This is a genomic window from Agrococcus sp. BE272 (assembly GCF_031457935.1).
Taxonomy (GTDB): Bacteria; Actinomycetota; Actinomycetes; order Actinomycetales; family Microbacteriaceae; genus Agrococcus; species Agrococcus sediminis.
Map to the genome: position 1 here is coordinate 137,165 of NZ_JAVDXL010000002.1, position 24,617 is coordinate 161,781.

Sequence of the window (24,617 nt, forward strand, 5' to 3'; positions counted from 1 at the left end):
TGGGCGGCCGCGGATACCGTGGCCGCATGCCCAGCCAGAGCCTGCTCGAGACGAGCGTCGACCTCGACGAGTCCCAGCGCGCCGTGCTCGCGCTGCCCGAGGGCGCATCCGCCATCGTCCTCGGCGTCGCCGGCTCCGGCAAGACCACCGCGCTCGTCGAGCTCGCCGCCGCACGGCTCGCGGGCGGGCTCGAGCCGTCGGGCCTGCTCGTGGTGGCCGGCTCCCGGCAGGCGGCGACGGCGCTGCGCGACCGGCTCGCGCGCCGCACGGCGCTCGTCACGCCCGGGCCGCTCGCGCGCTCGATGCCGTCGTTCGCGCACGCGCTGCTCACGGCGGCCGCGATGGCCGACGAGCGGCCCGCGCCGCAGCTGCTCTCGGGCGCCGAGCAGGACCGCATCATCGCGGCGATGCTCGCCGGCCACGCCGACGACGCGGCCGAGGGCGTCGCGCGCGGGCCGCGCTGGCCCGAGCACCTGCACGCCGAGGTGCGCGAGCAGGCGGGCTTCCGCGCCGAGCTGCGCGAGCTCATGGCGGCGGCCGAGGAGCGGGGCATGGATGCGTCGGCGCTCGCTGCGCGCGCGGCCGAGCGCGGGGTGCCGGAGTGGGCGGCGGCCGCCGAGTTCATGGCCGAGCTCCAGCGGCTCCAGCGGCTCGAGCGGCGGGGCGCCGAGGCCGTGACCGCCGCGTCGCTGCTGCGCCGCGCGGCCGGCGCCATCGCCGAGACCCGGGTGCCGCTGCCGAGCCTCGTGCTCGTCGACGACGCGCAGGAGCTCACCGAGGGCGCGGTCGTCGTGCTCGAGGCGCTCCGCGCGCGCGGCGCCGCGGTCGTCGCCTTCGGCGACCCCGACACGACGACGGGCGGCTTCCGCGGCGCCGACGCCGCGCTGCTCGCGGCCCTGCCCGCGCGGCTCGGGTTCGCGCACGAGCACGGCCACCGGCTCGAGCTCGCGCACGACCACCGCCACGGCGAGACGGTGCGCGCCTTCCTCGCGAGGTCCGTGCAGGGCATCGGCACCGCGGGGGCGGGCACGCACCGGCAGGCCGCGCCGCGCGCCGAGGCGGGCGACGACGTGCTCGAGCTGCACCTCGCCCAGTCGCTCGACGAGCAGGCGCGCCGCATCGCGCGGCTGATCCACGAGCGCCGGGCGCGGGGCGTCGGGTTCGACGAGATCGCGGTGATCGCGCGCACCGGCCGAGCCGCCGCCGAGCTCGGCTCGCTGCTGTCGGCGCTCGAGGTGCCGGTCGCGTCGGGCGGCCCGACCCGCCTGCGCGAGGCCGAGGTCGTCGAGGCGCTCGTGAGCGTGCTCGCCGTCGCCACCGGCCGCCGAGTGCTCGACGCGCAGCTCGCCGAGCAGCTGCTGCGCAGCGATCTGCTCGGCCTCGACGCGCTCGCGGTGCGCCGGCTGAAGCGCGCACTGCGGCACCGCATCGTCGCTGCCGGCGGCCAGGTGCACGTCGCAGGGGCCGAGCTCGTGCGCGATGCGATCGTCGCCGCCGCGGCGGGCGACGACGAGCATCTGGAGGGGCTCGCCGCCGCCCGCCAGGGCGCCGCCGGCGCCCGCCGGCTCGCGCGCATGCTCGCCGACGCGCGGGCGCTGCTCACGGCCGACGATCCGGCGGGAGCCGACCGCGTGCTGTGGGCCGCGTGGAGCGCCGCCGGCGTCGCTGAGGCGTGGCGTCGCGCGGCGCTCGCGGGCTCGGGCGTCGAGAGCGCGCTCGCGAACCGGCGGCTCGACGCGGTCGTGGCGCTCTTCGACCAGGTGGCGCGCCTGATCGAACGGCGGCCCGACGCCGACACGGGCGCCTTCGTCGACGCGTGGCTCGCGTCGAGCGTCGACGACGACTCCCTCGCCGCCCGCGCCGAGGGCGCCCGCGTCGCGATCGGCACCCCCGGCCAGTTCGTCGGGCGCGAGCTCGACACCGTGATCGTCGCCGGGCTGCAGGACGGCGTGTGGCCCAACCTCCGGCCGCGCGGGTCGCTGCTGGGCGCCAACCGGCTCGACGGCGACCCCACCGAGGACGCCCGTGCGGGGGTGCTCCACGACGAGCTGCGCACGTTCGTGAAGGCGGTCTCGACCGCGCGCGCCGCCGTGCTGCTGACGGCGGTCGCGAGCGAGGACGAGCAGCCGTCGCCGTTCGTGCTCGCGGTCGAGCCGGAGCCGGTCCCCGGCGCCGATGACAGCTGGCACTCGCTGCGCTCGCTCGTCGCGAGCCTGCGGCGGCGGGTCGTCGACCGCCGCCCCGACGCCGACCGGGCGGCGGCGGCGCTCCGCCGCCTCGCCGATGCGGGCGTGCCGGGCGCCTCGCCCGCCGAGTGGGCCGGGCTGCTGGCGGTCTCGACGACCGAGCGGCTCGACGCGAGCGAGCAGGTGCGCGTGAGCCCCTCGGCGCTGCAGGGCCTCGTCGAGTGCGAGCTCTCGTGGGTGGTGGGCCGGCTCGCCGGCGGCACCTCCAACCGCGCCGCGGCGCTCGGCACGATCGTGCACGACGCGGTCGAGCGCGTCGACGCGACCGACGCCGCGGCGATCGAGGCGGCCGTCGAGGCGCGCTTCGCCGAGCTCGACCACCCCTCGACGTGGGAGGCGGCGCAGCAGCGCGACGAGGTCGTGCCGATGGCGGGCGCGCTCGCCGGCTACTTCCAGGTGCTGCGCGGCGCCGGCTGGAGGATCGAGCGCGACGAGCGCGAGGCCCGCTTCTCGGTCGAGGTCGGCGGCGCGGTGCTCTCCGGCGCGATCGACTGGATCGAGCACGGGCCGGCGGGCGAGGTGCGCATCGTCGACCTGAAGACGGGCAAGAAGGTGCCGAGCACCATGCCCGGGCTCGGCAACCTCCAGCTTCGCGCCTACCAGCTCGCCGTCGCGCTCGGCGGCATCGAGGGCATCGAGGCGGGCGCGCAGACCACGGCGCGGCTCGTCATGCCCAAGCTCGCCCGCAAGGAGAAGACGGTCGACTCCGAGCCGTTCGACGAGGTGGCGGATGCGTTCCGCGAGCACCTGCGGACGGCGGTCGAGACCATGGGCGGCGCCACGTTCGTCGCCCGGCCCGAGCTGCACTGCAGCGGCGACTACAGCTTCGGCCAGTGCGCCATCCACGTCATCCCGGAGGTCACCGAGTGATCAGCGCCATCGAGATCACCCAGGCGATCGCGGCCGTGCGGGGCCGCGAGCCGCAGCTGCCGACCGACGAGCAGATCGCGGTCATCGAGGCGCCCGAGGCGCCCACGCTCGTCGTCGCGGGCGCCGGCAGCGGCAAGACGCACACGATGGCGCAGCGCGTGCTGTGGCTCGTCGCGAACGGCTCCGTCGCGCCCGACGAGGTGCTCGGGCTCACGTTCACCCGCAAGGCCGCCGGCGAGCTCGGCGAGCGGCTGCACGCCGAGCTGCGCGCGCTGGCGCAGGCGGGGCTCGTCGACGCCGAGGTCGCCGCGACGCGCAGGCCCGTCGTGCAGACCTACAACTCCTTCGCGAGCGCGCTGTTCCGCGAGTGGGCGCTGCTCATCGGCCGCGACCCCGAGTCCGAGGTGCTCACCGACCCCGCGGCCTTCCTGCTCGCGCTGCGCGTCGCGCGCGCCTCCGACGACCTGCGGCTCGCGGCGCTCGGCCGCGCCGAGACGATCGCCGACCGCGTCGTGCAGCTCGCCGGCACGCTCGGCGACCACCGCGTCTCGACCGCGGAGCTGCGTCGCGGGCGCTACCCGGAGCGCTTCCGCGCGCTGCTCGAGCTGCCGACCGCCGACGAGCCGAAGGACTTCCGGGCGGCCCACGCGAAGGCGATCGCGCAGGACGTGGAGCGCATCGGTGGCCTCGAGCCGCTCGCCGACCTGGTCGACGCGTTCGACGACGCCAAGCGCCGACGCGGCGCGGTGCAGTTCAGCGACCAGGTGCGGCTCGCGCTCGACGCCGTGAGCGCGCACGCGGGCGCGGTCGACGAGCTGCGCTCACGCCACCGCGCCGTGCTGCTCGACGAGTTCCAGGACACCTCCGTGCTGCAGCTGCAGCTCATCCACGCGCTCTTCGACGGCTCGCCCGTCATGGCCGTCGGCGACCCGAACCAGGCGATCTACGGCTTCCGCGGCGCGAGCGCCGGCACCCTCGCCCTCTTCGCGCAGCGCTTCCGCGTCGAGCGCACCCTCGCGCTCTCGACGAGCTGGCGCAACGACGAGGACGTGCTCGCGCTCGCGCACGCCGTCGCGAGCGAGCTGCCAGAGCAGCCGGGCGTGCCGGTCAAGCGGCTCGAGCCGCGCCGGGGCGCCGGCCCGGGCGACGTCGTCGTGCGCCACCTGCCGACGATCGAGGACGAGTCGCGCGAGCTCGCGGGCTGGCTGCGCTCGCACGGCGCCGGCGTCGCGGGCTCGCCGGTGACGGGCGCGGTGCTCGTGCGCTCCCACTCGCAGGGCGTCGAGCTCACGCGCGCGCTCCGTACCGAGGGCATCCGCGTCTTCCGTTCCGGCGGCGGCGGGCTGCTCGACGAGCCGGAGGTCGTCGACCTCGTCGCCGCGCTCCGCGTGCTCGGCCGGCCGGAGGAGGGCTCGAGCCTCGTGCGGCTGCTGGCCGGCAGCCGCTGGCGCGTCGGCGTCGCCGACCTCGCGGCGCTGCAGCGCCACGCCGCCGCGCTCGCGAAGCGCGGCCTGAGCGACGACCAGCGCAGCGCCGACCGCGGTGCGATCGCGCCGGAGGCCCACGTGTCGATCGTCGACGCGCTCGATGCGCTCGTCGACGACCCGCGCCTCGACGGCGCGACCGAGGTCGGGATCGCGCGCATGCGCGAGGCCGGGTCGCTGCTGCGCGAGCTGCGCCGACGCGCCGGCATGCCGCTCGCCGAGCTCGTGCGCAGCGTCGAGCAGGCGCTGCGGCTCGACATCGAGGTGGCGGCGAAGCGCCACCACGCCCACGGCGCGCTCGACGCGTTCGGTCGCGAGGTGCAGGCGTTCGCCGCCGCCGACGAGCGCGGCTCGCTCGAGGCCTTCCTCACCTACCTCGACGTGCTCGAGGCGGGCCGCGGGCCCGATGTGCCCGAGCCCGAGCCGGAGCCCGGCTGGGTGCAGGTGCTCACCATGCACGCGTCGAAGGGGCTCGAGTGGGACGTCGTGGCCCTGCCGCGGCTCGCGGCCGCGAAGCAGGACGACCAGCCGCTCGGCTGGCTCACGCACGCAACGCTGCCCTACCCGCTGCGCGGCGACGTCGACCTGCTGCCGCACCTCGAGTGGCAGGGGCACGCGACGCAGCACGACTACGCGCTCGCGCGCGAGCGCTTCCTCGGGCAGCTCTGGGAGCACTACCAGTCCGAGGAGGACCGGCTCGCCTACGTCGGCGTCACGCGCGCCCGCCGCGCGCTGTGGCTCTCCGGCGCGCAGTGGTACGGCATGGCGCGCACGCCCGCGAAGCCCAAGCGCCTGCTCGAGCTCGCGGCCCGCGCCATGCGCGCCGAGCTGCTCGAGCAGCCCGAGAAGGGCACCGAGAACCCGCTCGGCGACCGCAGCCCCTCGCTCGCGTGGCCCGTCGATCCGCTCGGCGCCCGGCGCGCCGCGGTCGAGGCGGCCGCCGCGAGCGTCGAGGCGGCGGATGCGTCGACGCCGACCCCGTGGGACGAGGCGATCGAGCTGCTGCTCGCCGACCGCGGCGCGACCGAGCTCACGCTCCCGACCCGCATCGCCGCATCCGGCTTCAAGGACTGGGCGGCCGACCCCGTCGCGGTCGCCCGCCAGATCGCACGCCCCATGCCGCAGCAGCCGTTCGCCGCGACGCGCCTGGGCACGCTGTTCCACGGCTGGGTCGAGCGGCGCGGGAGCGCCGTCGGCCTCGGCGACGCGATCGACGACGAGGCCCTCGATGAGGAGCTCGTCGGCATCGACGCCGAGCGCCTCGATCGGTTGAAGCGCACGTTCGCGGCCTCGCCCTACGGCGACCGCGCGCCGGCCGAGACCGAGATCGAGATCCACCTGCCGCTCGCGGGCACGACCGTCGTCTGCAAGATCGACGCCGTCTACCGCGACGGCGACCGCGCGACCGTCGTCGACTGGAAGACCGGCGCCCTCCCGAAGGGCGCGGCCGACCTCGAGGCGAGGCAGCTGCAGCTCGCGCTGTACCGCGCGGCCTACGCGGCGCACGCCGGGCTCGACCCCGAGCAGGTCGACGCGGAGCTGTACTTCGTCGAGCACGACCGCGTCGTGCGGCCCGAGCGCATCGAGTCGCTCGCCGAGCTCGAGGCCCGGTGGCTGCGGGCGCAGCAGGCGGTGGCGGAGGCCTCGGCGCTCGCCTGAGCGCCGTCCCGCTAGGGCCGGTCGCTGTCCGCGCGGTCGGGCGCCCCGGGCACCTCGCCCGTGGCGGCGGGCGACTCGCCGAGGTACTCCTGCACCCCGGTGAGGTCCATGGTCTCGAGCCGCTGCGGGGCGATCGCGGCGCCCGGATCGCGGTCGACGCGGGCGACGAGGCCGGCGAGCATGCCCTTCGCGTCGTCGACGATCGACTCGTCGCCCTTCGCGACGCCGTGCAGCAGCCAGCGGGCGATGTCGAGCTCCGCGTGCAGCATCGCGCGCTGGCGCACCTGCCGGTCGCCGATGCCGCGCGCGGCGGCGTGCGCGTCGAACGCCTCGTCGACGCTGCCGAACTCCGTCGAGCCGAGCAGGAACGCGAGATCGCGCGCGGGGTCGCCCACCGAGAGCGCGTGCCAGCCGTCGAGCCCCACGACGCGCGCGCCCTCCACGCGGAACGCGGGCGCCTGCAGGTCGCCGTGCACGAGCGTCGGCTTGAACTGCCACAGGCGGTCGTCGCCGAGCGCGCCCTCCCAGCGCTCGAGCAGCGCCGCGGGCACCGCACCGGTCGCGGCGGCGCGGTCGAACATGTCGAGCAGCTGCTGGCGGAGCGCCGGCGCGCCCTCGTGCGGGAGCCCGGCGTCGGCGGCGACCGACGTCGGCAGCTCGTGGATCGCGGCGATCGCCTGGCCGACGGCGGCGGCGAGCCCGGGGCGCGCGGGGGAGAGGTCGCCGAGCCGCATGACCTCGCCGCCGAGCCGCGTGAGCACGAACAGCCGGGACCGGCCGGCGTCGACGGTGCCGAGCACCGACGGCACCTCGAACGGCAGGCGCGAGCGGGTCGCGAGCGTCAGGGCCGCGAGGGCGGCCGCGTGCTCCTCGGCGGAGCGCAGCGCCGCCACGGAGCGGGGGAGCACGACCTGGACGGTCTCGCCGTCCGCGAGCCGCGCGGCGACGACCGAGCGGTGCTCGTCCGAGCCGTCCTCCGAGGCGCCCACGACGTCCAGGCCCTCGACGGCGGTGGTGGCGAGCGCGGCTAGAGTGAAGGGGTTCGTGCTCATGGATGCCAGGCTAGGCCGACCTCGACCCGAGGCGGACGCGCCACGCGACGGAGGTGACGTGCAGGTTCCCCCGCTCGCCCGATCGGGCCTCGATCGCGACCACGCGACCCGCATCGCGGACGACGCGGTCGATCGCGCGCTCGAGGACCCCTCGACGCGGATCGTCGTGATCGCCGGCGATCGCGCGCCCGTGCGCGACGGCCGGCTCGTGCGCCTCGCCCACGACGAGCTGCCGGATGCCGTGGTGCGCGTCGAGCCGCACGTGCCGCTCAGCTGGCTCGGCAGGCTGCGCCCGCTCCCGGACGGCACGCCGGGCGGGGTGGTGCTGAGCCTGCTCGTGGCCGAGCCGTTCGAGGTCGAGGGCGCCGAGTGGCGGTCGCTGCGCGAGGTCGGGGCCGACCTCGACGACGCCGACGCCGGCGTGCTCGTGCAGGCGGTCGCGCTCGGCGTCTGGCAGCGCGAGAGCCACCACAGCCCGGTCGACGGCAGTGCCGCGGCGTTCGAGGAGTCGGGCTGGGTCCGGCGCGACGGCGGCGGCGGTGCGCACTTCCCGCGCACCGACCCCGCGGTGATCGTGGCGATCCACGACCCCGCCGACGAGCGCATCCTGCTCGGCCACAACGCGGCGTGGCCAGAGGGGCGGTACTCGCTCATCGCCGGCTTCGTCGATCCCGGCGAGTCGCTCGAGGCGGCCGTCGTGCGCGAGGTGCTGGAGGAGACGGGCCTGCGCGTCGAGCGGCCCCGATACCTCGGCTCGCAGCCGTGGCCGTTCCCGCGCAGCCTCATGATCGGCTTCGAGTGCGTGGCGCCCGATCCGAGCACGATCGTGCCCGACGGCGTCGAGATCCTCGACGTGCGGTGGTTCACCCGCGACGAGCTGCGCGCGGGCGCGGTGCAGCTGCCGGGCCGCACCTCCATCGCCTCCTGGATCCTCGACGCGTGGCTCGCCCGGCAGCCGGGCTCGGCGCGGTGACCGCGGGCGCGAAGCCCGACGCCGACCGCATCCTCGCCGGTCTCGACGAGCAGCAGCGGCTGGCGGCGACCACCCTCGGCGGCCCCGTCGCGATCCTCGCCGGCGCCGGCACGGGCAAGACGCGCGCGATCACGCACCGCATCGCCTACGCGGTCGCGACCGGCGACCAGGTCGAGCACGCCTCGCTCGCGCTCACCTTCACGAGCCGCGCCGCGGGCGAGATGCGCACGCGCCTCGCGCGCCTCGGCGCCGGCGGCGTGCAGGCGCGCACCTTCCACGCCGCCGCGCTCGCGCAGCTGTCGCACTTCTGGCCGCGCATCACCGGCTCGCGCATGCCGCAGCTGCTGCCGCAGAAGGCGAAGCTGCTCGCCGACGCCGCCGCGCAGCTGCGGCTGCGGCTGCCGACGGCGCAGCTGCGCGACGCCGCGGGCGAGATCGAGTGGCGCAAGTCGCAGGCGATGACGATGGAGGACTACGGGCTGCAGGCGCGCATCCGCTCCATGCCGACGGGCGTCGACGCCGAGACGATGATCGACCTGCACATGGCGTACGAGCGCGTGAAGGACGAGCGCCGGCAGATCGACTTCGAGGACGTGCTGCTCGCGACCACCGGCATGCTCGAGCGCGAGCCCGTCGTCGCCGACGAGGTGCGCTCGCGATACCGGCACTTCACCGTCGACGAGTACCAGGACGTCTCGCCCATGCAGCAGCAGCTGCTCGCCGCGTGGCTCGGCGACCGCCGCGACGTCTGCGTCGTCGGCGACCCGAGCCAGACCATCTACTCGTTCGCCGGCGCCGACCCCGCGAGCCTGTCGCGCTTCGTGCACGACCACCCCGATGCCGAGGTGGTGCGGCTCGAGCGCTCCTACCGCTCCACGGCCGCGATCGTCGGCTGCGCCAACCGGCTGATGCGCGGCCGCGACGCGCTCACGCTCACCGCCGCGTCGTGGGAGCACGGGCTCGAGCCCGCGGTCGCGGTGCACGGCAACGACACGGCCGAGGCGGCGGCGATCGCGGCCGCGTGCCGCGCGCAGGTCGACGCGGGCGCCGACCCCGGCAGCATCGCCGTGCTCACGCGCTTCCACGCGCAGTCGGGCCTCATCGAGCAGGCGCTCGCCGGCGTCGGCCTGTCGTCGACGGTGCGCGGCTCGGTGCGCTTCTTCGAGCTGCCCGTCATCAAGCGCGCCGTCATGATGCTGCGGAGCGCCCCTGCCGACGGCCGGCCGGTCTTCCAGGCGGTCACCGACATCGTGATGGGGCTCGGCTACCGGGCGGAGCCGCCCGCCACGCACGGCGAGGAGCGCTCGCAGTGGGATGCGCTGCACGCGCTCGTCACGCTCGCGGAGGAGGCGGGCGGCACCGACCTGCCCGCGTTCGCCGCCGACCTGCAGCGCCGGGCCCAGACCGAGCACGAGCCGACGGTCGCGGCCGTCACGATCGCCACGATCCACGCGGCGAAGGGCCTCGAGTGGCAGCACGTGCACGTGTGCGGCCTCGCCGAGGGGCTGCTGCCGATCTCGCACGCGACGACGCTCGCCGAGATCGACGAGGAGCGCCGGCTCCTCTACGTCGCGATCACCCGCGCCCAGCGCAGCCTGTCGCTGACGTGGGCGCAGCACTCGGGGCACGCCGTCAGGCAGCCATCCCGGTTCCTCGCCGAGCTGCGTGCGGGCAGGCCCGCGGCCGCGGGCGGCGCAGCGCGCTGACCGCGCCGTCGCGCTGCGCGATCCGGGCGCCCCACCCCGCCGGCAGGCCGTCCGCCTCGAGCCGCCGCAGCGCATCCAGCACCGTCACGACGGTCTGCGCGGCGGCGCTCGGGCTCGGCACGGGCACGAGATGGCCGGGCACGAGCGCATCGTCGACCGGCGCGCACGCCGAGCAGCCGGCGCCGCCCGGCACGTAGGGGCCGACCTGCACCCACGCGTCGCCGACGACGACGGGCAGGTGCGCGACGTCGGCGTCGAGCAGCCGCTCCTGCTCGCGCGGCGGCAGGCGCCACGCGGCGACCGGGATCACGAGCCCGTCGTCGGCGGCCGGGTGCCCCGCGGCCCGCACCGCGCGGTGCACGTCGAGGGCGAGCCGGATGCGCCCGCGCACGCGGGCGGGCAGGCGCGGCGCGGTCTCGAGGAGCGCGGGCGCGAGCCGCTCGAGCAGCGCCCCGGCCGGCTCGTCGCCGAGCAGCTGCTCGAGCTCGCGGCGCACGACGCCCCGCGTCAGCAGGGCGACGCCGCGCAGCGTCGGCTCGTCGGCGTCGAGCTCGACGACCGGCTGCTGCGCGCCGATCGCGATCCGGTCGGGGGAGGTGCGGAAGACGGCGAGGTGCGGATCGAGTCGGAGCATGGCGGCATGGTGCGCCAGCAGCCGCGGTCGCGTCGGCGGCTCTCCACAGGCGCGTCGGCGCCCCGGCTCAGGCCCGGGTCGGCCCGCCGTCCGCGTCGCCGTCGGGCTCGGGCTCGTCGGCGCCGGGCTCCTCGGCGCCGGCCTCGTCGGCGCTGGCCTCCTCGGCAGCGGGCTCGCCGCCGTCGGCCGGCTCGGACCCCGCCGCGGGCTCCGCCGCGTCGCGCTCGGCGTCGTCGAGCAGCTCCTGCAGCGCGAGGTCCATCTCATCGAGCTCGCCCGCGCCCTGCAGGCGGGCGATCACGCGCGAGGGGTCGTCGATGTCGGCCGAGCCGGGCATGAGGTCGGGCTGGTCCCAGAGCGAGTCGCGCACCTGCGGGCCCACCGCGTCCGTCACCGCGCGCCAGAACGCCGCGGCCTCGCGCAGCCTGCGCGGGCGGATCTCGAGGCCGACGAGCGTGCCGAACGCCTTCTCGGCCGGCCCGCCGGAGGCGCGGCGGCGCCGCACGGTCTCGGCGATCGCGTCGCGCCGCGGCAGCCGCTGCGTCGCCGACTCGGTGACGGCGTCGACCCAGCCCTCGATGAGCGCGATCGTCGTCTCGAGCCGCGCGAGCGTCTCGACCTGCTCGTCGGTCTTCGGCGGGATGAGCGCGCCGCTCTGCAGCGCCTGCCGCAGCTCCTCGGGGTTGGTGGGGTCGAAGGTCTCGGCGAGCTCCTCGAGGCGGTCGACGTCGATGCGGATGCCCTCGGCGTACTCGCGCACGGAGGAGAGCACGTGCAGCCGCAGCCAGCGCGCGTGGTGGAACAGGCGCGCGTGGGCGAGCTCGCGCACGGCCATCCAGATGCGCACCTGGTCCTCGGGGATCTCGAGCCCCTCCGCGGCGGTGCGCAGGTTCACGGGGAGCAGCGCGCCGTGCCCCTCGAGCAGCGGGAAGCCGAAGTCGCCGCCCGCGACGGTCTCGCGCGCGAGCTGGCCCACGACCGTGCCCAGCTGCATCGCGAACATCGTGCCGCCCACGTTGCGCAGGATGCGCTCGGCGCCCGCGAGCATCTCCTGCGCCTCCTCCGGCGCGTGCTCCTGCATGGCGCGCGTGAGGGCGCTCGCGATGCTGTTGGCGACCGGCTCGCTCATCTCCTGCCAGACGGGCATCGTGGCGTCGACCCACTGCTGGCGCGACAGCAGCTGCAGCTCGGTCGCGGCCACGCCGATGTCGGTCGTCTCGCCGAGCCACAGGGCGGCGAGGTCGGCGGCCTGGCGCACGGCGTCGCGCTCGGCGCTCGTGACGGAGCCGGGGTCGCGCTGCACGGCGGCGGACGCCTGCCGCGTGGCGGCCGACCAGTCGATGCCGTCCTCCGTGCGCGAGAGCGCCGCCTGCAGCTGCGCCATGAGCGCCTGCAGCTGCGCGGGGTCGGCGGGCATGCCCGCCGCGCCCGCGAGGCGGGCCGGGTCGATGGGCCCCTCGCCCGAGAGGAAGCGCTGCAGCATCTCTCGCAGCTCGTCCTCAGGGCGGCGGTCGTCGGAGTCCTCAGGCATGCGACTACGCTAGCCCCGTCATGTCTGAACCCGCCGGGATCGCGCCCCTGACGCCCTCCGCCGTCCGCGAACAGCACGCGCGTCCGCGCTTCCCCGACATCCGCCCGAGGCGCCTCCGGCGCATCGGCTGGGTCGGCCTCGCGGCCGCCGGCGCCGCCTCGCTCGCGCTCGCGTTCGTGCCGTCGCCCTACGTGGTCGAGGTGCCGGGGCCGACGTTCGACACCCTGGGCGAGACGGATGCGGGACCGCTCATCTCCATCGAGGGCGTCGAGACCTACCCCACGGAGGGCGAGCTGCGGCTGCTCACCGTCTCGCTCTTCGGCAACCCCGAGCGGCCGCTGACGTGGGTCGACGTCGCCGAGGCATACCTCGACCCCTCCGACTCGATCATCCCGATGGACGCGGCGTTCCCGCCCGACGTGTCGGTGCAGGACTCGAACGAGGCCGGCCGCATCGAGATGCAGAACTCGCAGGCAGCCGCGATCGCGGCCGCGCTGCTGCACGAGGGCTACCCGGTCGACAGCGACGTGCGCGTCGCGGGCGTCATCGACGGCTCGCCCGCCGAGGGCGTCCTGCGCGAGGACGACCGCATCCTGCGGGTCAACGGCGACACCGCCTACGACGTGTGGTCGATCCGCGAGTCGATCGCCGCCGTCGACGGCGCGACGTCGTTCGAGATCGAGCGCGACGGCGAGCCGCTGACGGTCGAGGTGACGCCGCTCGTGGAGGGCGACCAGCGGCTCGTGGGCATCTACCCGGCCAACGAGTTCGAGTTCCCCTTCGAGGTCGACATCCAGCTGCCCAACGTGGGCGGGCCGAGCGCCGGCATGATGTTCGCGCTCGGCATCGTCGACGAGCTGACGCCGGGCGCGCTCACCGCGGGCACGCAGTGGGCGGGCACGGGCACCATCTCGGCGCTCGGCGACGTGGGCGGCATCGGCGGCATCGTGCAGAAGATGCACGGCGCGGTCGACGCGGGCGCGACGCACTTCCTGGCGCCGGCGGACAACTGCGGCGAGGTCGTCGGGCATGTGCCGGAGGGGCTCACCGTGTACGCCGTCGAGACGCTCGACGACGCGATCGCCGCCGTCGAGGCGGTGGCGATGAACGCCGACACCTCGGGGCTGCCGGTCTGCGGAGCCGCACCGGCCTCATAGGCTCGGCGGATACGATGGGCGGCACCGCCCGCACCACAGCTTGGAGCTCCACGACGTGTCCGCCAACGCCGAACGACCGACCGCCTCGACGACGGGCAGGAGGGGCCCTTCGCCGCTCCTGGTGACGGTGCTGATCGTGGGTGCCATCATCGGCGCCTTCGTGATGTTCTCGGGCTTCTACGCCGACATCCTCTGGTTCGACCAGCTCGGCTTCATCCAGGTGCTCCAGACGCGCTGGCTGTCGATGCTCGTGATGTTCCTCATCGGCTTCGTCGCGATGGCCGTGCCGGTCGCCCTCAGCGTGCAGATCGCCTACCGCTCGCGCCCCGTCTACGCGCAGCTCAACTCGCAGCTCGACCGCTACCAGGAGCTCGTCGAGCCGCTGCGGAAGGTCGGCATGTGGACGGCGCCGGTCGCGCTGGGCCTCTTCTCGGGCCTCGCGTCGGCCTCGCAGTGGGAGTCGGCGCAGCTGTGGCTCAACCGGAAGCCGTTCGGCGAGGTCGACCCGCAGTTCGGCCTCGACATCGGCTTCTACGTCTTCGAGCTGCCCTTCTACCAGCAGGCGCTCGGCTTCGCGCTCGCGGTGCTGTTCATCTCGGCCGTCGCCTCGCTCGCCACGGCCTACCTCTACGGCGCGATCCGCGTCACGGGCCGCGAGGTGCGCGTCTCCCGGTCGGCGCGCATCCAGCTCGCCGTCATCGGCGCGCTCTACATGCTCGCGCTCGGCGCCTCGATCTGGCTCGGCCAGTACGCGGCGCTCGCGCAGACCTCGCAGGGCTTCCTCGCCACCGGCGCGGGCTACACCGAGGTCAACGCCACCATCCCCGGCGCGCAGATCCTCGCCGGCATCGCCGCGCTCGTCGGCGTCTTCTTCATCGTCACCGCCGTGATCGGCCGCTGGCGCATCGCCGTCGTCGGCACGGCCCTGCTCATCGCCGCCTCGCTCGTGGTCGGTGTCGCCTACCCGGCGATCGTGCAGCGCTTCCAGGTCGACCCGAGCGCGCGCACGCTCGAGGCCGAGTACATCCAGCGCAACATCGACGCGACCCGGGCCGCGTGGGACGTCGACGACATGGTCGAGACCGACTCCGACGCCCGCACCGACGCCGAGCCCGGCGCGCTCCGCGCCGACGCCGAGACGACGGCGAACATCCGCATCATCGACCCCGCGCTCGTCTCCGACGCCTTCGCCAACCTGCAGGAGTACCGCCAGTACTACGGCTTCGCCGAGCAGCTCGACGTCGACCGCTACGAGATCGACGGCGAGATCCAGGACACCGTCATCGCGCTGCGCGAGCTCGACCTCTCGGGGCTCGACGAGGACAGCTGGTACAACCGCCACATCGTCTACACGCACGGCTACGGCGCCGTCGCGGCGTACGGCAACCAGCGCGGCCAGGAGGGCCAGCCCGTCTTCCTGCAGGGCGGCATCCCCACCGACGGCGCGCTCGGCGAGTTCGAGCCGCGCGTGTACTTCGGCGAGTCGACCCCCGACTACTCGATCGTCGGCGGCCCCGAGGGCTCGCCCGACCTCGAGCTCGACTACCCGCGCTCGACCGAGGAGGGCAGCGGCAACGCGACGACGACCTTCTCGGGCGACGGCGGCCCGCGGCTCGACAGCGTCATCAACCGGCTCGCGTACGCGCTGAAGTTCCAGTCCGAGCAGATCATCCTCTCCGACGCCGTCACCTCCGAGTCGCAGATCCTCTACGACCGCCACCCCCGCGACCGCGTCGCGGCCGTCGCGCCGTACCTGACGCTCGACTCCGACACCTACCCGGCCGTCGTCGACGAGCGGCTCGTGTGGATCGTCGACGGCATGACGACCTCGTCGAGCTACCCGTACTCGTCGCACCGGTCGTTCTCGCAGACGATCGCCGACACCACGAACGCGAACCCGTCGCTCGTGCCCGGCGACATCATCAACTACATGCGCAACTCGGTGAAGGCCGTGGTGGATGCGTACGACGGCTCGGTCACGCTCTACGCGTGGGACACCGAGGACCCGGTGCTGCAGGCGTGGCAGCAGATCTACCCGGGCACCATCCGGCCGATCAGCGAGATGTCGGGCGACCTCATGAGCCACGTGCGCTACCCGGCCGACATGTTCAAGCTGCAGCGCAACATCCTGGGCGACTACCACGTGACGAACCCGGCGACGTTCTTCTCGGGCGACGACCAGTGGTCGACGCCCGCCGACCCGACGTGGTCGAACTCGCAGGTGCCCGCGCCGCCGCAGCCGCCCTACTACCTGACGATGTCGGTCGACGGGCAGGATCCGGCGTTCACGCTCTACTCGACGTTCATCCCGCGCGACGGCCGCGAGATCCTCTACGGCTACCTCTCGGTGAACGCCGACGCGGGCTCGACCGACGGGGAGGTCTCCGAGGACTACGGCAGGCTCACGCTGCAGATGCTCCCCAAGGACAGATCGATCCCGGGGCCCGGCCAGGTGCAGAACACCTTCGACACCGACGACGAGGTGTCGCGGGAGCTCAACCTGCTGCGGCAGGGCGCCTCCGACGTGCTGAACGGCAACCTGCTGACCCTGCCGGTCGGCGGCGGCCTGCTCTACGTGCAGCCGGTCTACCTGCAGTCCACCGGTGCCACCTCGTACCCGGTGCTGCGCAAGATCCTGGTGGCGTTCGGCGACGACATCGCCTTCGAGGACACCCTCGACGAGGCGCTCGACTCGCTCTTCGGCGGCGACTCGGGCGCCGAGGCGGGCGACTCCGACGTCGACCCGACGGCGCCGGGGGAGGAGCCCGCCGAGCCGGGCCAGGAGCCCTCGACCGATCTGCAGGCGCAGCTCGACGCCGTGCTGCAGGAGGCCGGCGCCGCGCTCCAGGAGCGCCAGGCGGCCTACGCCGAGAACGACCTCGTCGCGGCCGCGGAGGCCGACCAGCGGCTCACGGCGGCGCTGCAGGAGGCGGTCGAGCTCTCGGCGCAGATCGAGGGCGAGCCGCTGCCGGAGGAGTCCGCTCCTGCCGAGCCGGCGCCCACGGAGTCACCCGCGCCGTAGCCGAGTTGCCGAGCGGCGACATCCCTGGTAACGTCTCTTCTTGTGCCGCGGGGTGGAGCAGCTCGGTAGCTCGCCGGGCTCATAACCCGGAGGTCGCAGGTTCAAATCCTGTCCCCGCAACGAAGTCCGCGAACTGCGGCACGAGAAGAGGCGCCCGAGAGGGCGCCTCTTCTGCATGTCCGGGCGTAGCCTCTGCGCATGGGGTTCGCGGTCTCGGCCGAGTCGTACGACCGGTTCATGGGCAGGTTCTCGGAGCCGCTCGCCGCGGTGTTCGCGGATCTCGCGGGGGTGCCCGCCGGCGCTCACCGCCGCCCGCGCGTGCTCGACGTCGGCTGCGGCCCGGGGGCGCTCACGGCGGAGCTGCTGCGCCGCGGCGCCGACGTCGCGGCCGTCGACCCGTCGCCGCCCTTCGTGGCCGCGGCGCGCGCCCGGCACCCGGGCGTCGAGGTGCTCGAGGCGGCGGCCGAGGCGCTGCCCTTCGCCGATGCCGCGTTCGACGCCGCGCTCGCGCAGCTCGTCGTGCACTTCATGCGCGACCCGGTGCAGGGCGTCCGGGAGATGGTGCGCGTGACCCGTCCCGGCGGCCCCGTCGCGTGCTGCGTGTGGGATCACGCGACGGGGCCGCTCGGGGTCTTCTGGGAGGCGGTGGCGTCACTCCACATCGCAGACGGCCCGCCGCCCTCGGAGGCGGCGCGCCCCGGATCGCGCGAGGGCGACCTCGCGCGCATCCTCGCCGACGCCGACATCGCACGCGCGCGCGAGGTGCCCATCGCGGTCACGGTCGCGTTCGCCTCGTTCGACGACTGGTGGGCGCCGTTCGAGCTGGGCGTGGGGCCCGCGGGCGATCACGTCGCGGGTCTCGACCGCGCCGCTCGGCAGCACCTCGCGGCGCGCTGCCGAGCGCTGCTGCCGGCAGCGCCCTTCGAGGTGCGCGCCGTCGCGTGGGCGGCCGTCGGCATGCGCTGAGCCGGCTACTCGAACAGGCCGCCGATGCCGCCGCCCCCGCCGCCGCCGTTCGAGCCCGACGGCTGCTGCCGGCCCTCGCTCGGCTGCACGACGACGAAGCCCGGGCCGTGGAAGGCCAGCTGGAAGGCCTCGCCCGTGCCGCCGCGCAGCATCGAGCGCATGTTCATGCTGCTGACGACGCTCGGGCTGAGGTTCGACGACCAGCAGACCGCCGCGTTCGGGTCGACGAACGTGGGCTGGCGCGAGCAGTCGAGCAGCAGCGGCTGCCCCTCGCACGAGACGCCGACGGTGCCGTGCCCGCCGAGCTCGAGGTTGAAGAGCCCGCCGGCCATGATGTTGCCGCTGCGGAGCATCCTGATGTCCCACTGCAGGTTCGGGTCGAAGGCGAGCAGGTTCTTGCCGCTCACCGACAGCCCCTCGTTCTCGAGCAGCACCGTGAACACGTTCGCCGCATCCCTGGCGAGGAACACCTCGCCCTGGCCGCGCATCCGCATGAGCGGGGCGCCCTCGCCGGTGACGAGCTTCTTCAGCATGCGCGCGGCGCCCGCGCCCTCGTGCTGGAACTCGATCTGGCCCTGGTAGGCGACCATCGCGCCCTTCGCGGCGAGCACGTCGCCGCCGTTCGACACGTTGACCCGCAGCATCTTGCTCGACTGCTTGACCCACCGATCGGTCGACTGGGCCTCCTGGTTCGCCTCGGCGAACAGCTCACTCCTCATGCGTCCCCCTCCAGGGCGTGCTCGAGCCTGACGACCTTGCCGTCGAGCTCGCCGGTCCATCCCGGTCGGATGTCGGCCTTCAGGACGAGGGATGCGCGGGGGCTCACGGCGAGGACGGCGTCGGTGGCGCGCCGCACCACGTCGAAAACCTCGTCCCACTCGCCCTCGAGCGTCGTGAACATCGCGTCGGTGCGGTTCGGCAGCCCGCTCTCGCGGACGACGCGCACGGCGGCGGCGACCGCGTCGTGCACGGAGCCGTCGGGGCCCGCGGTGGCCGGGGCGATGGAGAATGCGACGAGCATCCTGCTCCCTTCGTCCCCGCGATCCTCGCACCCCGACCCTGAGCGCGCCACCGCGCCTGCGTAGGCTGGAGGCGTGAGCGACCCGAGAGCATCCGAGCCGCCGCTGCTGGCCGCCGCCGTGCAGTGGGCGCCGAGCGAGGACGTCGAGGCCAACCGCGCCGCGGCCGCGGCGTGGATCGACCGCGCGGCCGAGCGCGGGGCGCGGCTCATCGTGCTGCCCGAGTACTCGCAGCACTGCTCCGCCGACCTCGCGGCGACCGCCCCCGCGGCCGCCGAGCCGCTCGAGGGGCCCTTCACCGCGATGCTGCGCGAGCGTGCGGCGGCGCACGGCGCGCTCGTGATCGCCGGCATGCTCGAGCGGATCGAGGGCGGCGTCGCCAACACGGTCGTCGCGGTCGACGCCGACGGCATCCGGGAGGCGTACCGCAAGGTGCACCTCTACGACGCGTTCGGCACCCGCGAGTCCGACTGGCTCACGGCCGGCGACGTCGCGCAGGCGCCCGTGGTCGAGGCGCTCGGCACGCGCATCGGCATCGAGACCTGCTACGACCTGCGCTTCCCGGAGGCGACGCGCAGGCTCGTGGATGCGGGGGCCGACGTGGTCGTCGTGCCCGCCGAGTGGGTGCGCGGGCCGCAGAAGGAGCGCCACTGGACGACGCTCGTGACGGCGCGCGCGATCGAGTCGACCGTGCACGTCGTCGCCGCCGACCAGGCCCCGCCGCTCGGCGTCGGCTGCTCGGCGATCGTCGACCCGATGGGCGTCGCGCTCGCCGCGCTCGGCGACGGCGAGGGCATCGCCGTCGCGCCGATCGACCCGGCCGTGACGGCGGCGACCCGCGCGCGGAACCCGTCGCTCGCGAACCGGCGCTACCGCGTCGCCTGAGGGCTCAGCGCGCGGGCTCGAGCACCGCGTCCTTCAGGCCCGCGAGCTGCGATGCCGCCCGGTGGAGCGTGTCGTCCGACTTGCAGAAGGCGAAGCGCATCGTCGAGCGCAGGTCGCGCCGCGACGGGCGCGCGAGCGCCGACAGCGGCACCCCGACCACGCCGACGAGCTCGGGCATCCGCCGCGCGAGCGCCGCGGCGTCGTCGATGCCGAGCGGTGCGGCGTCGGCGAGCAGGAAGTAGCCCGCCATCGCGTCGTGGACGGCGAAGCCGGCCTTGCGGAGGCCGCGCGCGAGGATGTCGCGCTTGCGCGCGAAGGTCTGCACGATCGTGTCGTAGTGCTCGTCGGCGAGGCGGAGGCCCACCGCGACGGCCGGCTGCAGCGGCGACGCGTTGACGAACGTCAGGTACTGCTTCACCGCGCCGATCTGCGCGATGCGCTCGGGCGTCGACATGATCCAGCCGACCTTCCAGCCCGTGATCGAGAACGTCTTGCCCGCCGACGAGATCGAGACGAGGCGCTCGCGCGCGGCCTCGAACGCCGCCACGGGCACGTGCCGCTCGTCGTACACGAGGTGCTCGTAGACCTCGTCGGTGACGATGATCGCGTCGCGCCGCTCGGCGACGCGCACGATGTGCCGCATCGCCTCCTCGCTGAACACCGCGCCCGTCGGGTTGTGGGGCGAGTTGACGATGATCATCCGGGTGCGCGGGCTCGTCGCGCGCTGCAGGCGGTCGGGGTCCGGCTGGAAGTCGGGCGCGGCGAGCGGCACCGGCACGAGCACGGCGCCGGCGAGCGCCGCCACCGCCGCGTAGGCGTCGTAGTACGGCTCGAAGACGATCACCTCGTCGCCGGGGGAGAGGTACGCGAGCATCGTCGCGGCGAGCGCCTCGGTCGCGCCCGCGGTGACGAGCACGTCGCCGCGGCCGAGGCCGATGCCGTAGAAGCGACGCTGGTGCTCGATGATCGCGTCGATGAGCTCGGGGGCCCCGCGGCCGGGACCGTACTGGTTGCGGCCGTGGTCGATCGCGTGCTTCGCGGCGTCGAGCACGGCGCGCGGGCCGTCCTCGTCGGGGAAGCCCTGGCCGAGGTTCAGCGCCCCGGTCCTGGTGGCGAGCGCCGTCATCTCGGCGAAGATCGTGGGGGCCAGCCGGCCGTCCGCCCCGAGCAGGCCCGCGCCCGCCGCCGTCCGCTGCCAGGGTGCCTGCTCCATGCTCCGACGCTACCCGCTCCGGCATCCCTTCCGGTGGATCGACATCGGGACCGCATGGGAATCGCATGGGCTCCGGTGCGATCCTCGAAGCCATGAGCAACCCGCACGACCGCGTCCCGAACCCCATGGGACCGCAGCCCGCGCAGCCGCCCCAGGGCGACTGGCGCTGGCAGCACCCGACCGCATCCGTCCCCGCCGGCGCCCCCGCCGGCACCCCGGCCGCTGCCGCGCCGCAGGCCGACCGGCCCGACCCCTGGGCCGCGACCCGGCCGTTCCAGCCGGTCCCGCAGGCGCAGGCGCAGGCGCAGGCGCACCCGGCGCCGGCCGCTCCGCGCCGGCGCACCGGCCTCGTCGTGACGTCGGTCGTCGCGGCGGCGCTGCTCGGCGGCGCGGCCGGCTTCGGCGGCGGCGCGCTCGCCGGCACGCTGCAGCCGCAGGCGCAGTCGCAGTCCGCGACGCAGGACGCCGGCACCACGGGCGAGACGGTCGCCGACCCGCAGACGATCGCCGACGTCGCGGCCGCCGCGGGCCCCTCGGTCGTCACCGTGCAGGCGTCGTCGCAAGCGGGCTCGGGCGAGGGCTCGGGCGTGGCCGTCGCGGCCGGCGGCTACATCGTGACCAACAACCACGTCGTGACGCTCGACGGCCAGGCGGCCGACGCATCCATCACCGTAGAGACGAGCGACGGCCGGCTGCTCGCCGCCGAGGTCGTCGGCACCGACCCCGTCGTCGACCTCGCGGTCATCAAGGTGGACGCCGACCTGCCGGTCGTGACCTTCGCCTCGAGCGACGACGTGCGCGTCGGCGACACGGCGATCGCGATCGGCGCGCCGCTCGGCCTGTCGAACTCGGTCACCGACGGCATCGTCTCCGCCGTCGACCGCGGGCTGCGCATCGCCGGCAGCGCGGCCCCCGAGGGCGACGAGCAGCAGTCCGAGCAGTCGCCGTTCGGCTTCTGGCAGGAGAACGGCGCGCAGGCCGCGCAGGAGGCCATCTCGATCCCCGTCGTGCAGACGGATGCGTCGATCAACCCCGGCAACTCGGGCGGCGCGCTGCTGAACGCCTCCGGGCAGCTCGTGGGCGTCAACGTCGCGATCGCCAGCATGGGCCAGGGCGAGTCGGCCGGCTCGATCGGCATCGGCTTCGCGATCGAGTCGAGCCTCGTGCAGCGCGTCGTCGAGGAGCTCATCGGCTCGGGCGAGGCGACGCACGGCCTGCTCGGGGCGACCGTCAGCGACGTGACCGACGCCTCCGTCGGCACGGTCGGCGCGCAGATCCGCGAGCTGTCGGAGGGCGGCGCCGCGGAGGCGGCCGGGCTGCAGCCGGGCGACGTGATCACCGCCGTCGACGGCGCCCCGGTGACGAACGCGATCGACGCGACCGCGCAGGTGCGCGCCCACGCCGCCGGCGCGACCGTGACGGTCGCCTACCAGCGCGACGGCCAGGAGGCCGAGGCCGAGGTGACGCTGGGCGGGCTCTAGCCCGCGCGGCTCTCGTCCGACGGCGCGTCGCCGGGTGCATCCTGCATCTGCGACGCGCCGTCGCCGCGTCGCAGCTCGGTGACGTCGCCGCCGACCTCCTCGTCCGGGCCGAGGCCCGGCTCGTGCTGCTGCTCCTGCCCGCGCCGCTCGCGCAGCCGGCGCGGGCCCCCGGCGAGGCCCTCGCGCTCGATGTCGCGCGCCTCGCGGATGCGCTGGCCGAGGTTGGGCCGCACCTCCTTGATGACGGGGGTGAGGTTGGCGTCGAACGAGACCGGCGCGGGCCCGAAGGCCTCCTTCGCGGCCTTCACGATCTGCCGGCCGAGGATGTTGTTGCCGACGCCGCCGACCACCGCGCCGATGCCGAACGGCATCGCCCGGCCGAGCATCGACGCACCGGTGTTGCGCGCCATGCGCCGCAGGAACGCGCGGCGCAGGAAGTCGACGACCTGCCCCATCGAGCCGCTCGGCAGGCGCGAGGTGATGAGCTCGCCCCAGAACGCGTTGCCGGCCGCGCCGCGGCCGAGGGCGCGCTCGGTCGCCCGCTTCACGAGCGCCGTGCCGCCGTTGCCGAGCATGATGCCCATCACGAGCGCCTTCGCGCGCTCCTCGTCCTCGACGACGATGCCGTGCACCTCGGCGACCGCCTGCGCGTAGAAGGCGCTCGCCTCGAGGAAGCCGATCGTCTCGGCCATCGTGAGCCCGAGCGATGCGACCGTGCCGATGCCGGGCGCGACCGCGCTCGCGCCGACCGCGGCGCCGCCGGTGGAGACGGCGGCGAGGTACTGCCGCTCGAGCCGGCCGAGCATCTCGGCGGGGGTCATCTGCGGGTTGCGGCGCCGCAGCGCTCGCAGGTGGTTGACGACGAGCGGCCGCTGCACGCCCAGGATGCCCTCGAGCGTCCTGACCATCCAGCCCAGGTCCTCGTCGCGGTCGATCTCTCGCATGGCGTCCCCCTGCCCGTCGGTCCGGGCCGTGCCCGGCGTACCCCAGAAGCATGGCCCAGGAGAGCCGGGAACGGGCTGAGCGTGGGATCATGGACCCATGACTGACACGTTCGGACCGGACAGCCCTGGCCCCGGCAGCGTCGGCTCCGGCGGGAGCACCGACGTGCTCGACCGCGAGCTCGAGAAGCTCCTCAACGAGGAGTCGGTGGAGGACGGCGACCACGATCGCTTCTCCCACTACGTCAAGAAGGAGAAGATCCTGCAGTCGGCGCTCTCGGGCAAGCCGGTGCGGGCGCTCTGCGGCAAGAAGTGGACGCCGGGCCGCGACCCGGAGAAGTTCCCGATCTGCCCGAGCTGCAAGGAGATCTACGAGCGCCTGCGCGAGGAGTAGCCGCCGGCGCTCGGCGCCTCAGCGGAACACCGTCGGGATGGCGGGCTCGCCGCGGGCGAGGCGGTGCGCCTCGACCGGCAGCTCCTCGACCGACGCGGCGTGGCGCTCGCGCGCCAGCTCGACGCCCCCGTGGCCGAGCCAGCGGTCGTCGATCTCGCCGCCGGCCACGAGCGGCACCTGCAGCGCGCGGCCGCCGGCGGCCGCCGCGTCGAGCGTCGCGCGGTGGTCGGTGACGAGCACCGCCTCCTCGACGGCGACGCCGTCCTCGAGGCGGCGCACCGCGACCTTCTCGCCCGGGTGCGACGCCTTGTCCTCGCTCCGCTTGCCGACGCCCACCCAGGCGCCGTCGTCGCCCTGGCGCGCGACGAGCTTGTAGACCATGCCGGCGGCGGGCGCGCCCGAGCCGGTGACGACGCTCGTGCCGACGCCGTACGCATCCACCGGGCTCGCCTGCAGGCCCGCGATCGCGTACTCGTCGAGGTCGCTCGTGACGGTGATGCGCGTGCCGGTCGCCCCGAGCGAGTCGAGCAGCGCGCGGGCGTCGGCGGCCACCTCGGCGAGGTCGCCGGAGTCGAGGCGGATGCCGCCGAGGCCGGTGCCGGCGACCTCGATCGCCGTGCGGATGCCCTGCTCGATGTCGTAGGTGTCGACGAGCAGCGTCGTGCCGACGCCGAGCACGTCGATCTGGGCCTGGAAGGCCTCGGCCTCGGAGTCGTGCAGCAGCGTGAACGAGTGCGCCGCCGTGCCCATGGTGGGGATGCCCCAGCGGGCGCCCGCGGCGAGGTTGCTGGTGGCGTCGAAGCCGGCGATGTACGCGGCGCGGGCGGCCGCCACGGCCGACTCCTCGCTCGCGCGGCGCGAGCCCATCTCGGCGACCGGCCGCCCCTTCGCGGCGCGCGTCATGCGCGTCGCGGCGTTCGCCACGGCCGAGTCGTAGTTGAGCACCGAGAGCGCCACGGTCTCGAGCACGACCGCCTCGGCGAAGGTGCCCTCGACCACCAGGATCGGGGAGCCGGGGAAGTAGAGCTCGCCCTCCGCGTAGCCGCGGATGTCGCCCGAGAAGCGGTAGTCGGCCAGCCAGTCGAGCAGCTCGGCCGAGACGATGCGGTGGTCGCGGAGGAAGCGCAGCTCCTCCTCGCCGAAGCGGAACTCGGCGACCCGGTCGAGGAAGCGGCCCGTGCCGGCGACCACGCCGTAGCGGCGGGCGCCCGGCAGGCGGCGGGCGAAGGCCTCGAAGACGGAGGGCCGGAACGCGGTGCCGGAGCGCATCGCGGCATCGATCATCGTCAGCTCGTAGCGGTCGGTCATGAGCGCGGTGTCGGTCACGAGCGCCAGCCTACGACGGCGGCCTGGAGCGACCGCCTCGACGACGCCCGGTAGCGTG

The 24,617-nt window shown here is 75.1% G+C and carries 18 protein-coding genes and 1 tRNA gene; 11 read left to right on the top strand and 8 right to left on the bottom strand.

The window, feature by feature from the left end:
- The first annotated feature begins 26 nt into the window (after nt 1-26).
- Together J2X49_RS07065 and J2X49_RS07070 are read left to right on the top strand one after the other, a co-directional pair.
- Nucleotides 27-3,116 (top strand): PD-(D/E)XK nuclease family protein, encoded by a 3,090-nt coding sequence (locus J2X49_RS07065; protein ID WP_310124307.1) that lies wholly within the window; start codon nt 27-29, stop codon nt 3,114-3,116.
- Complete coding sequence (locus J2X49_RS07070) at nt 3,113-6,259, top strand: ATP-dependent DNA helicase (RefSeq protein WP_310124308.1); 3,147 nt, start codon at nt 3,113-3,115, stop codon at nt 6,257-6,259. Before J2X49_RS07065 ends, J2X49_RS07070 begins: the two co-directional genes overlap by 4 nt.
- Nucleotides 6,260-6,270: 11 nt before the next feature.
- On the opposite strand, the gene J2X49_RS07075 is transcribed toward J2X49_RS07070, so the two are convergent.
- Nucleotides 6,271-7,311 carry a phosphotransferase gene (locus J2X49_RS07075; protein ID WP_310124311.1) on the bottom strand — a complete coding sequence of 347 codons (1,041 nt, stop codon included), beginning with the start codon at nt 7,309-7,311 and terminating at the stop codon, nt 6,271-6,273.
- A gap of 58 nt (nt 7,312-7,369) precedes the next feature.
- On the opposite strand from J2X49_RS07075, the gene nudC reads away from it, so the two are divergent.
- Together nudC and J2X49_RS07085 are read left to right on the top strand one after the other, a co-directional pair.
- Nucleotides 7,370-8,284 carry an NAD(+) diphosphatase gene (nudC, locus tag J2X49_RS07080; RefSeq protein ID WP_310124313.1) on the top strand — a complete coding sequence of 305 codons (915 nt, stop codon included), beginning with the start codon at nt 7,370-7,372 and terminating at the stop codon, nt 8,282-8,284.
- Nucleotides 8,251-9,990, top strand: coding sequence for an ATP-dependent helicase (locus J2X49_RS07085; RefSeq protein WP_310124314.1), 1,740 nt, complete (start codon nt 8,251-8,253; stop codon nt 9,988-9,990). Before nudC ends, J2X49_RS07085 begins: the two co-directional genes overlap by 34 nt.
- On the opposite strand, the gene J2X49_RS07090 is transcribed toward J2X49_RS07085, so the two are convergent.
- Nucleotides 9,917-10,624 carry a hypothetical protein gene (locus tag J2X49_RS07090; RefSeq protein ID WP_310124315.1) on the bottom strand — a complete coding sequence of 236 codons (708 nt, stop codon included), beginning with the start codon at nt 10,622-10,624 and terminating at the stop codon, nt 9,917-9,919. The genes J2X49_RS07085 and J2X49_RS07090 overlap by 74 nt on opposite strands.
- A gap of 67 nt (nt 10,625-10,691) precedes the next feature.
- Nucleotides 10,692-12,155 carry a zinc-dependent metalloprotease gene (locus J2X49_RS07095; protein ID WP_310124316.1) on the bottom strand — a complete coding sequence of 488 codons (1,464 nt, stop codon included), beginning with the start codon at nt 12,153-12,155 and terminating at the stop codon, nt 10,692-10,694.
- Between the two features lie 20 nt (nt 12,156-12,175).
- On the opposite strand from J2X49_RS07095, the gene J2X49_RS07100 reads away from it, so the two are divergent.
- From J2X49_RS07100 to J2X49_RS07115, 4 genes are all read left to right on the top strand, one after another.
- A complete protein-coding gene (locus tag J2X49_RS07100) occupies nt 12,176-13,312 on the top strand; it encodes a PDZ domain-containing protein (protein WP_128188422.1) in 1,137 nt (378 codons plus the stop codon).
- A gap of 121 nt (nt 13,313-13,433) precedes the next feature.
- On the top strand, nt 13,434-16,334 hold the full coding sequence (locus J2X49_RS07105; RefSeq protein WP_310124320.1) for a UPF0182 family protein: 2,901 nt from the start codon (nt 13,434-13,436) through the stop codon (nt 16,332-16,334).
- 46 nt (nt 16,335-16,380) lie between these two features.
- A tRNA-Met gene (locus tag J2X49_RS07110) sits at nt 16,381-16,454 on the top strand.
- A gap of 78 nt (nt 16,455-16,532) precedes the next feature.
- The gene (locus tag J2X49_RS07115; protein ID WP_310124323.1) at nt 16,533-17,300 is read left to right on the top strand and encodes a class I SAM-dependent methyltransferase; all 768 of its coding nucleotides are present in this window, start codon (nt 16,533-16,535) and stop codon (nt 17,298-17,300) included.
- Nucleotides 17,301-17,305: 5 nt separating this feature from the next.
- Here the strand turns inward: J2X49_RS07115 and J2X49_RS07120 are convergent, their stop codons facing one another.
- Nucleotides 17,306-18,019, bottom strand: coding sequence for an AIM24 family protein (locus J2X49_RS07120; protein ID WP_310124326.1), 714 nt, complete (start codon nt 18,017-18,019; stop codon nt 17,306-17,308).
- A complete protein-coding gene (locus J2X49_RS07125) occupies nt 18,016-18,321 on the bottom strand; it encodes a thiamine-binding protein (RefSeq protein ID WP_128188425.1) in 306 nt (101 codons plus the stop codon). Before J2X49_RS07125 ends, J2X49_RS07120 begins: the two co-directional genes overlap by 4 nt.
- Nucleotides 18,322-18,394: 73 nt before the next feature.
- On the opposite strand from J2X49_RS07125, the gene J2X49_RS07130 reads away from it, so the two are divergent.
- Nucleotides 18,395-19,204 carry a nitrilase-related carbon-nitrogen hydrolase gene (locus J2X49_RS07130; protein WP_310124327.1) on the top strand — a complete coding sequence of 270 codons (810 nt, stop codon included), beginning with the start codon at nt 18,395-18,397 and terminating at the stop codon, nt 19,202-19,204.
- Nucleotides 19,205-19,208: 4 nt separating this feature from the next.
- On the opposite strand, the gene J2X49_RS07135 is transcribed toward J2X49_RS07130, so the two are convergent.
- Entirely contained in the window at nt 19,209-20,417 is a 1,209-nt protein-coding gene (locus tag J2X49_RS07135) for an aminotransferase class I/II-fold pyridoxal phosphate-dependent enzyme (protein WP_310124330.1), read from the bottom strand.
- 92 nt (nt 20,418-20,509) lie between these two features.
- Between J2X49_RS07135 and J2X49_RS07140 the strand changes: the two genes are divergently transcribed.
- Nucleotides 20,510-21,898: a trypsin-like peptidase domain-containing protein gene (locus J2X49_RS07140; protein ID WP_310124334.1), complete on the top strand. Its 1,389-nt coding sequence runs from the start codon at nt 20,510-20,512 to the stop codon at nt 21,896-21,898.
- On the opposite strand, the gene J2X49_RS07145 is transcribed toward J2X49_RS07140, so the two are convergent.
- Nucleotides 21,895-22,842: a hypothetical protein gene (locus J2X49_RS07145; protein ID WP_310124337.1), complete on the bottom strand. Its 948-nt coding sequence runs from the start codon at nt 22,840-22,842 to the stop codon at nt 21,895-21,897. The genes J2X49_RS07140 and J2X49_RS07145 overlap by 4 nt on opposite strands.
- A 97-nt stretch (nt 22,843-22,939) precedes the next feature.
- Between J2X49_RS07145 and J2X49_RS07150 the strand changes: the two genes are divergently transcribed.
- The gene (locus J2X49_RS07150; protein WP_146356735.1) at nt 22,940-23,233 is read left to right on the top strand and encodes a DUF3039 domain-containing protein; all 294 of its coding nucleotides are present in this window, start codon (nt 22,940-22,942) and stop codon (nt 23,231-23,233) included.
- 18 nt (nt 23,234-23,251) lie between these two features.
- Here J2X49_RS07150 and J2X49_RS07155 read toward each other — a convergent pair whose 3' ends face one another.
- Nucleotides 23,252-24,541, bottom strand: a complete 1,290-nt coding sequence (locus J2X49_RS07155) for a nicotinate phosphoribosyltransferase (RefSeq protein WP_396131269.1) — start codon at nt 24,539-24,541, stop codon at nt 23,252-23,254.
- Nucleotides 24,542-24,617 lie beyond the last annotated feature (76 nt).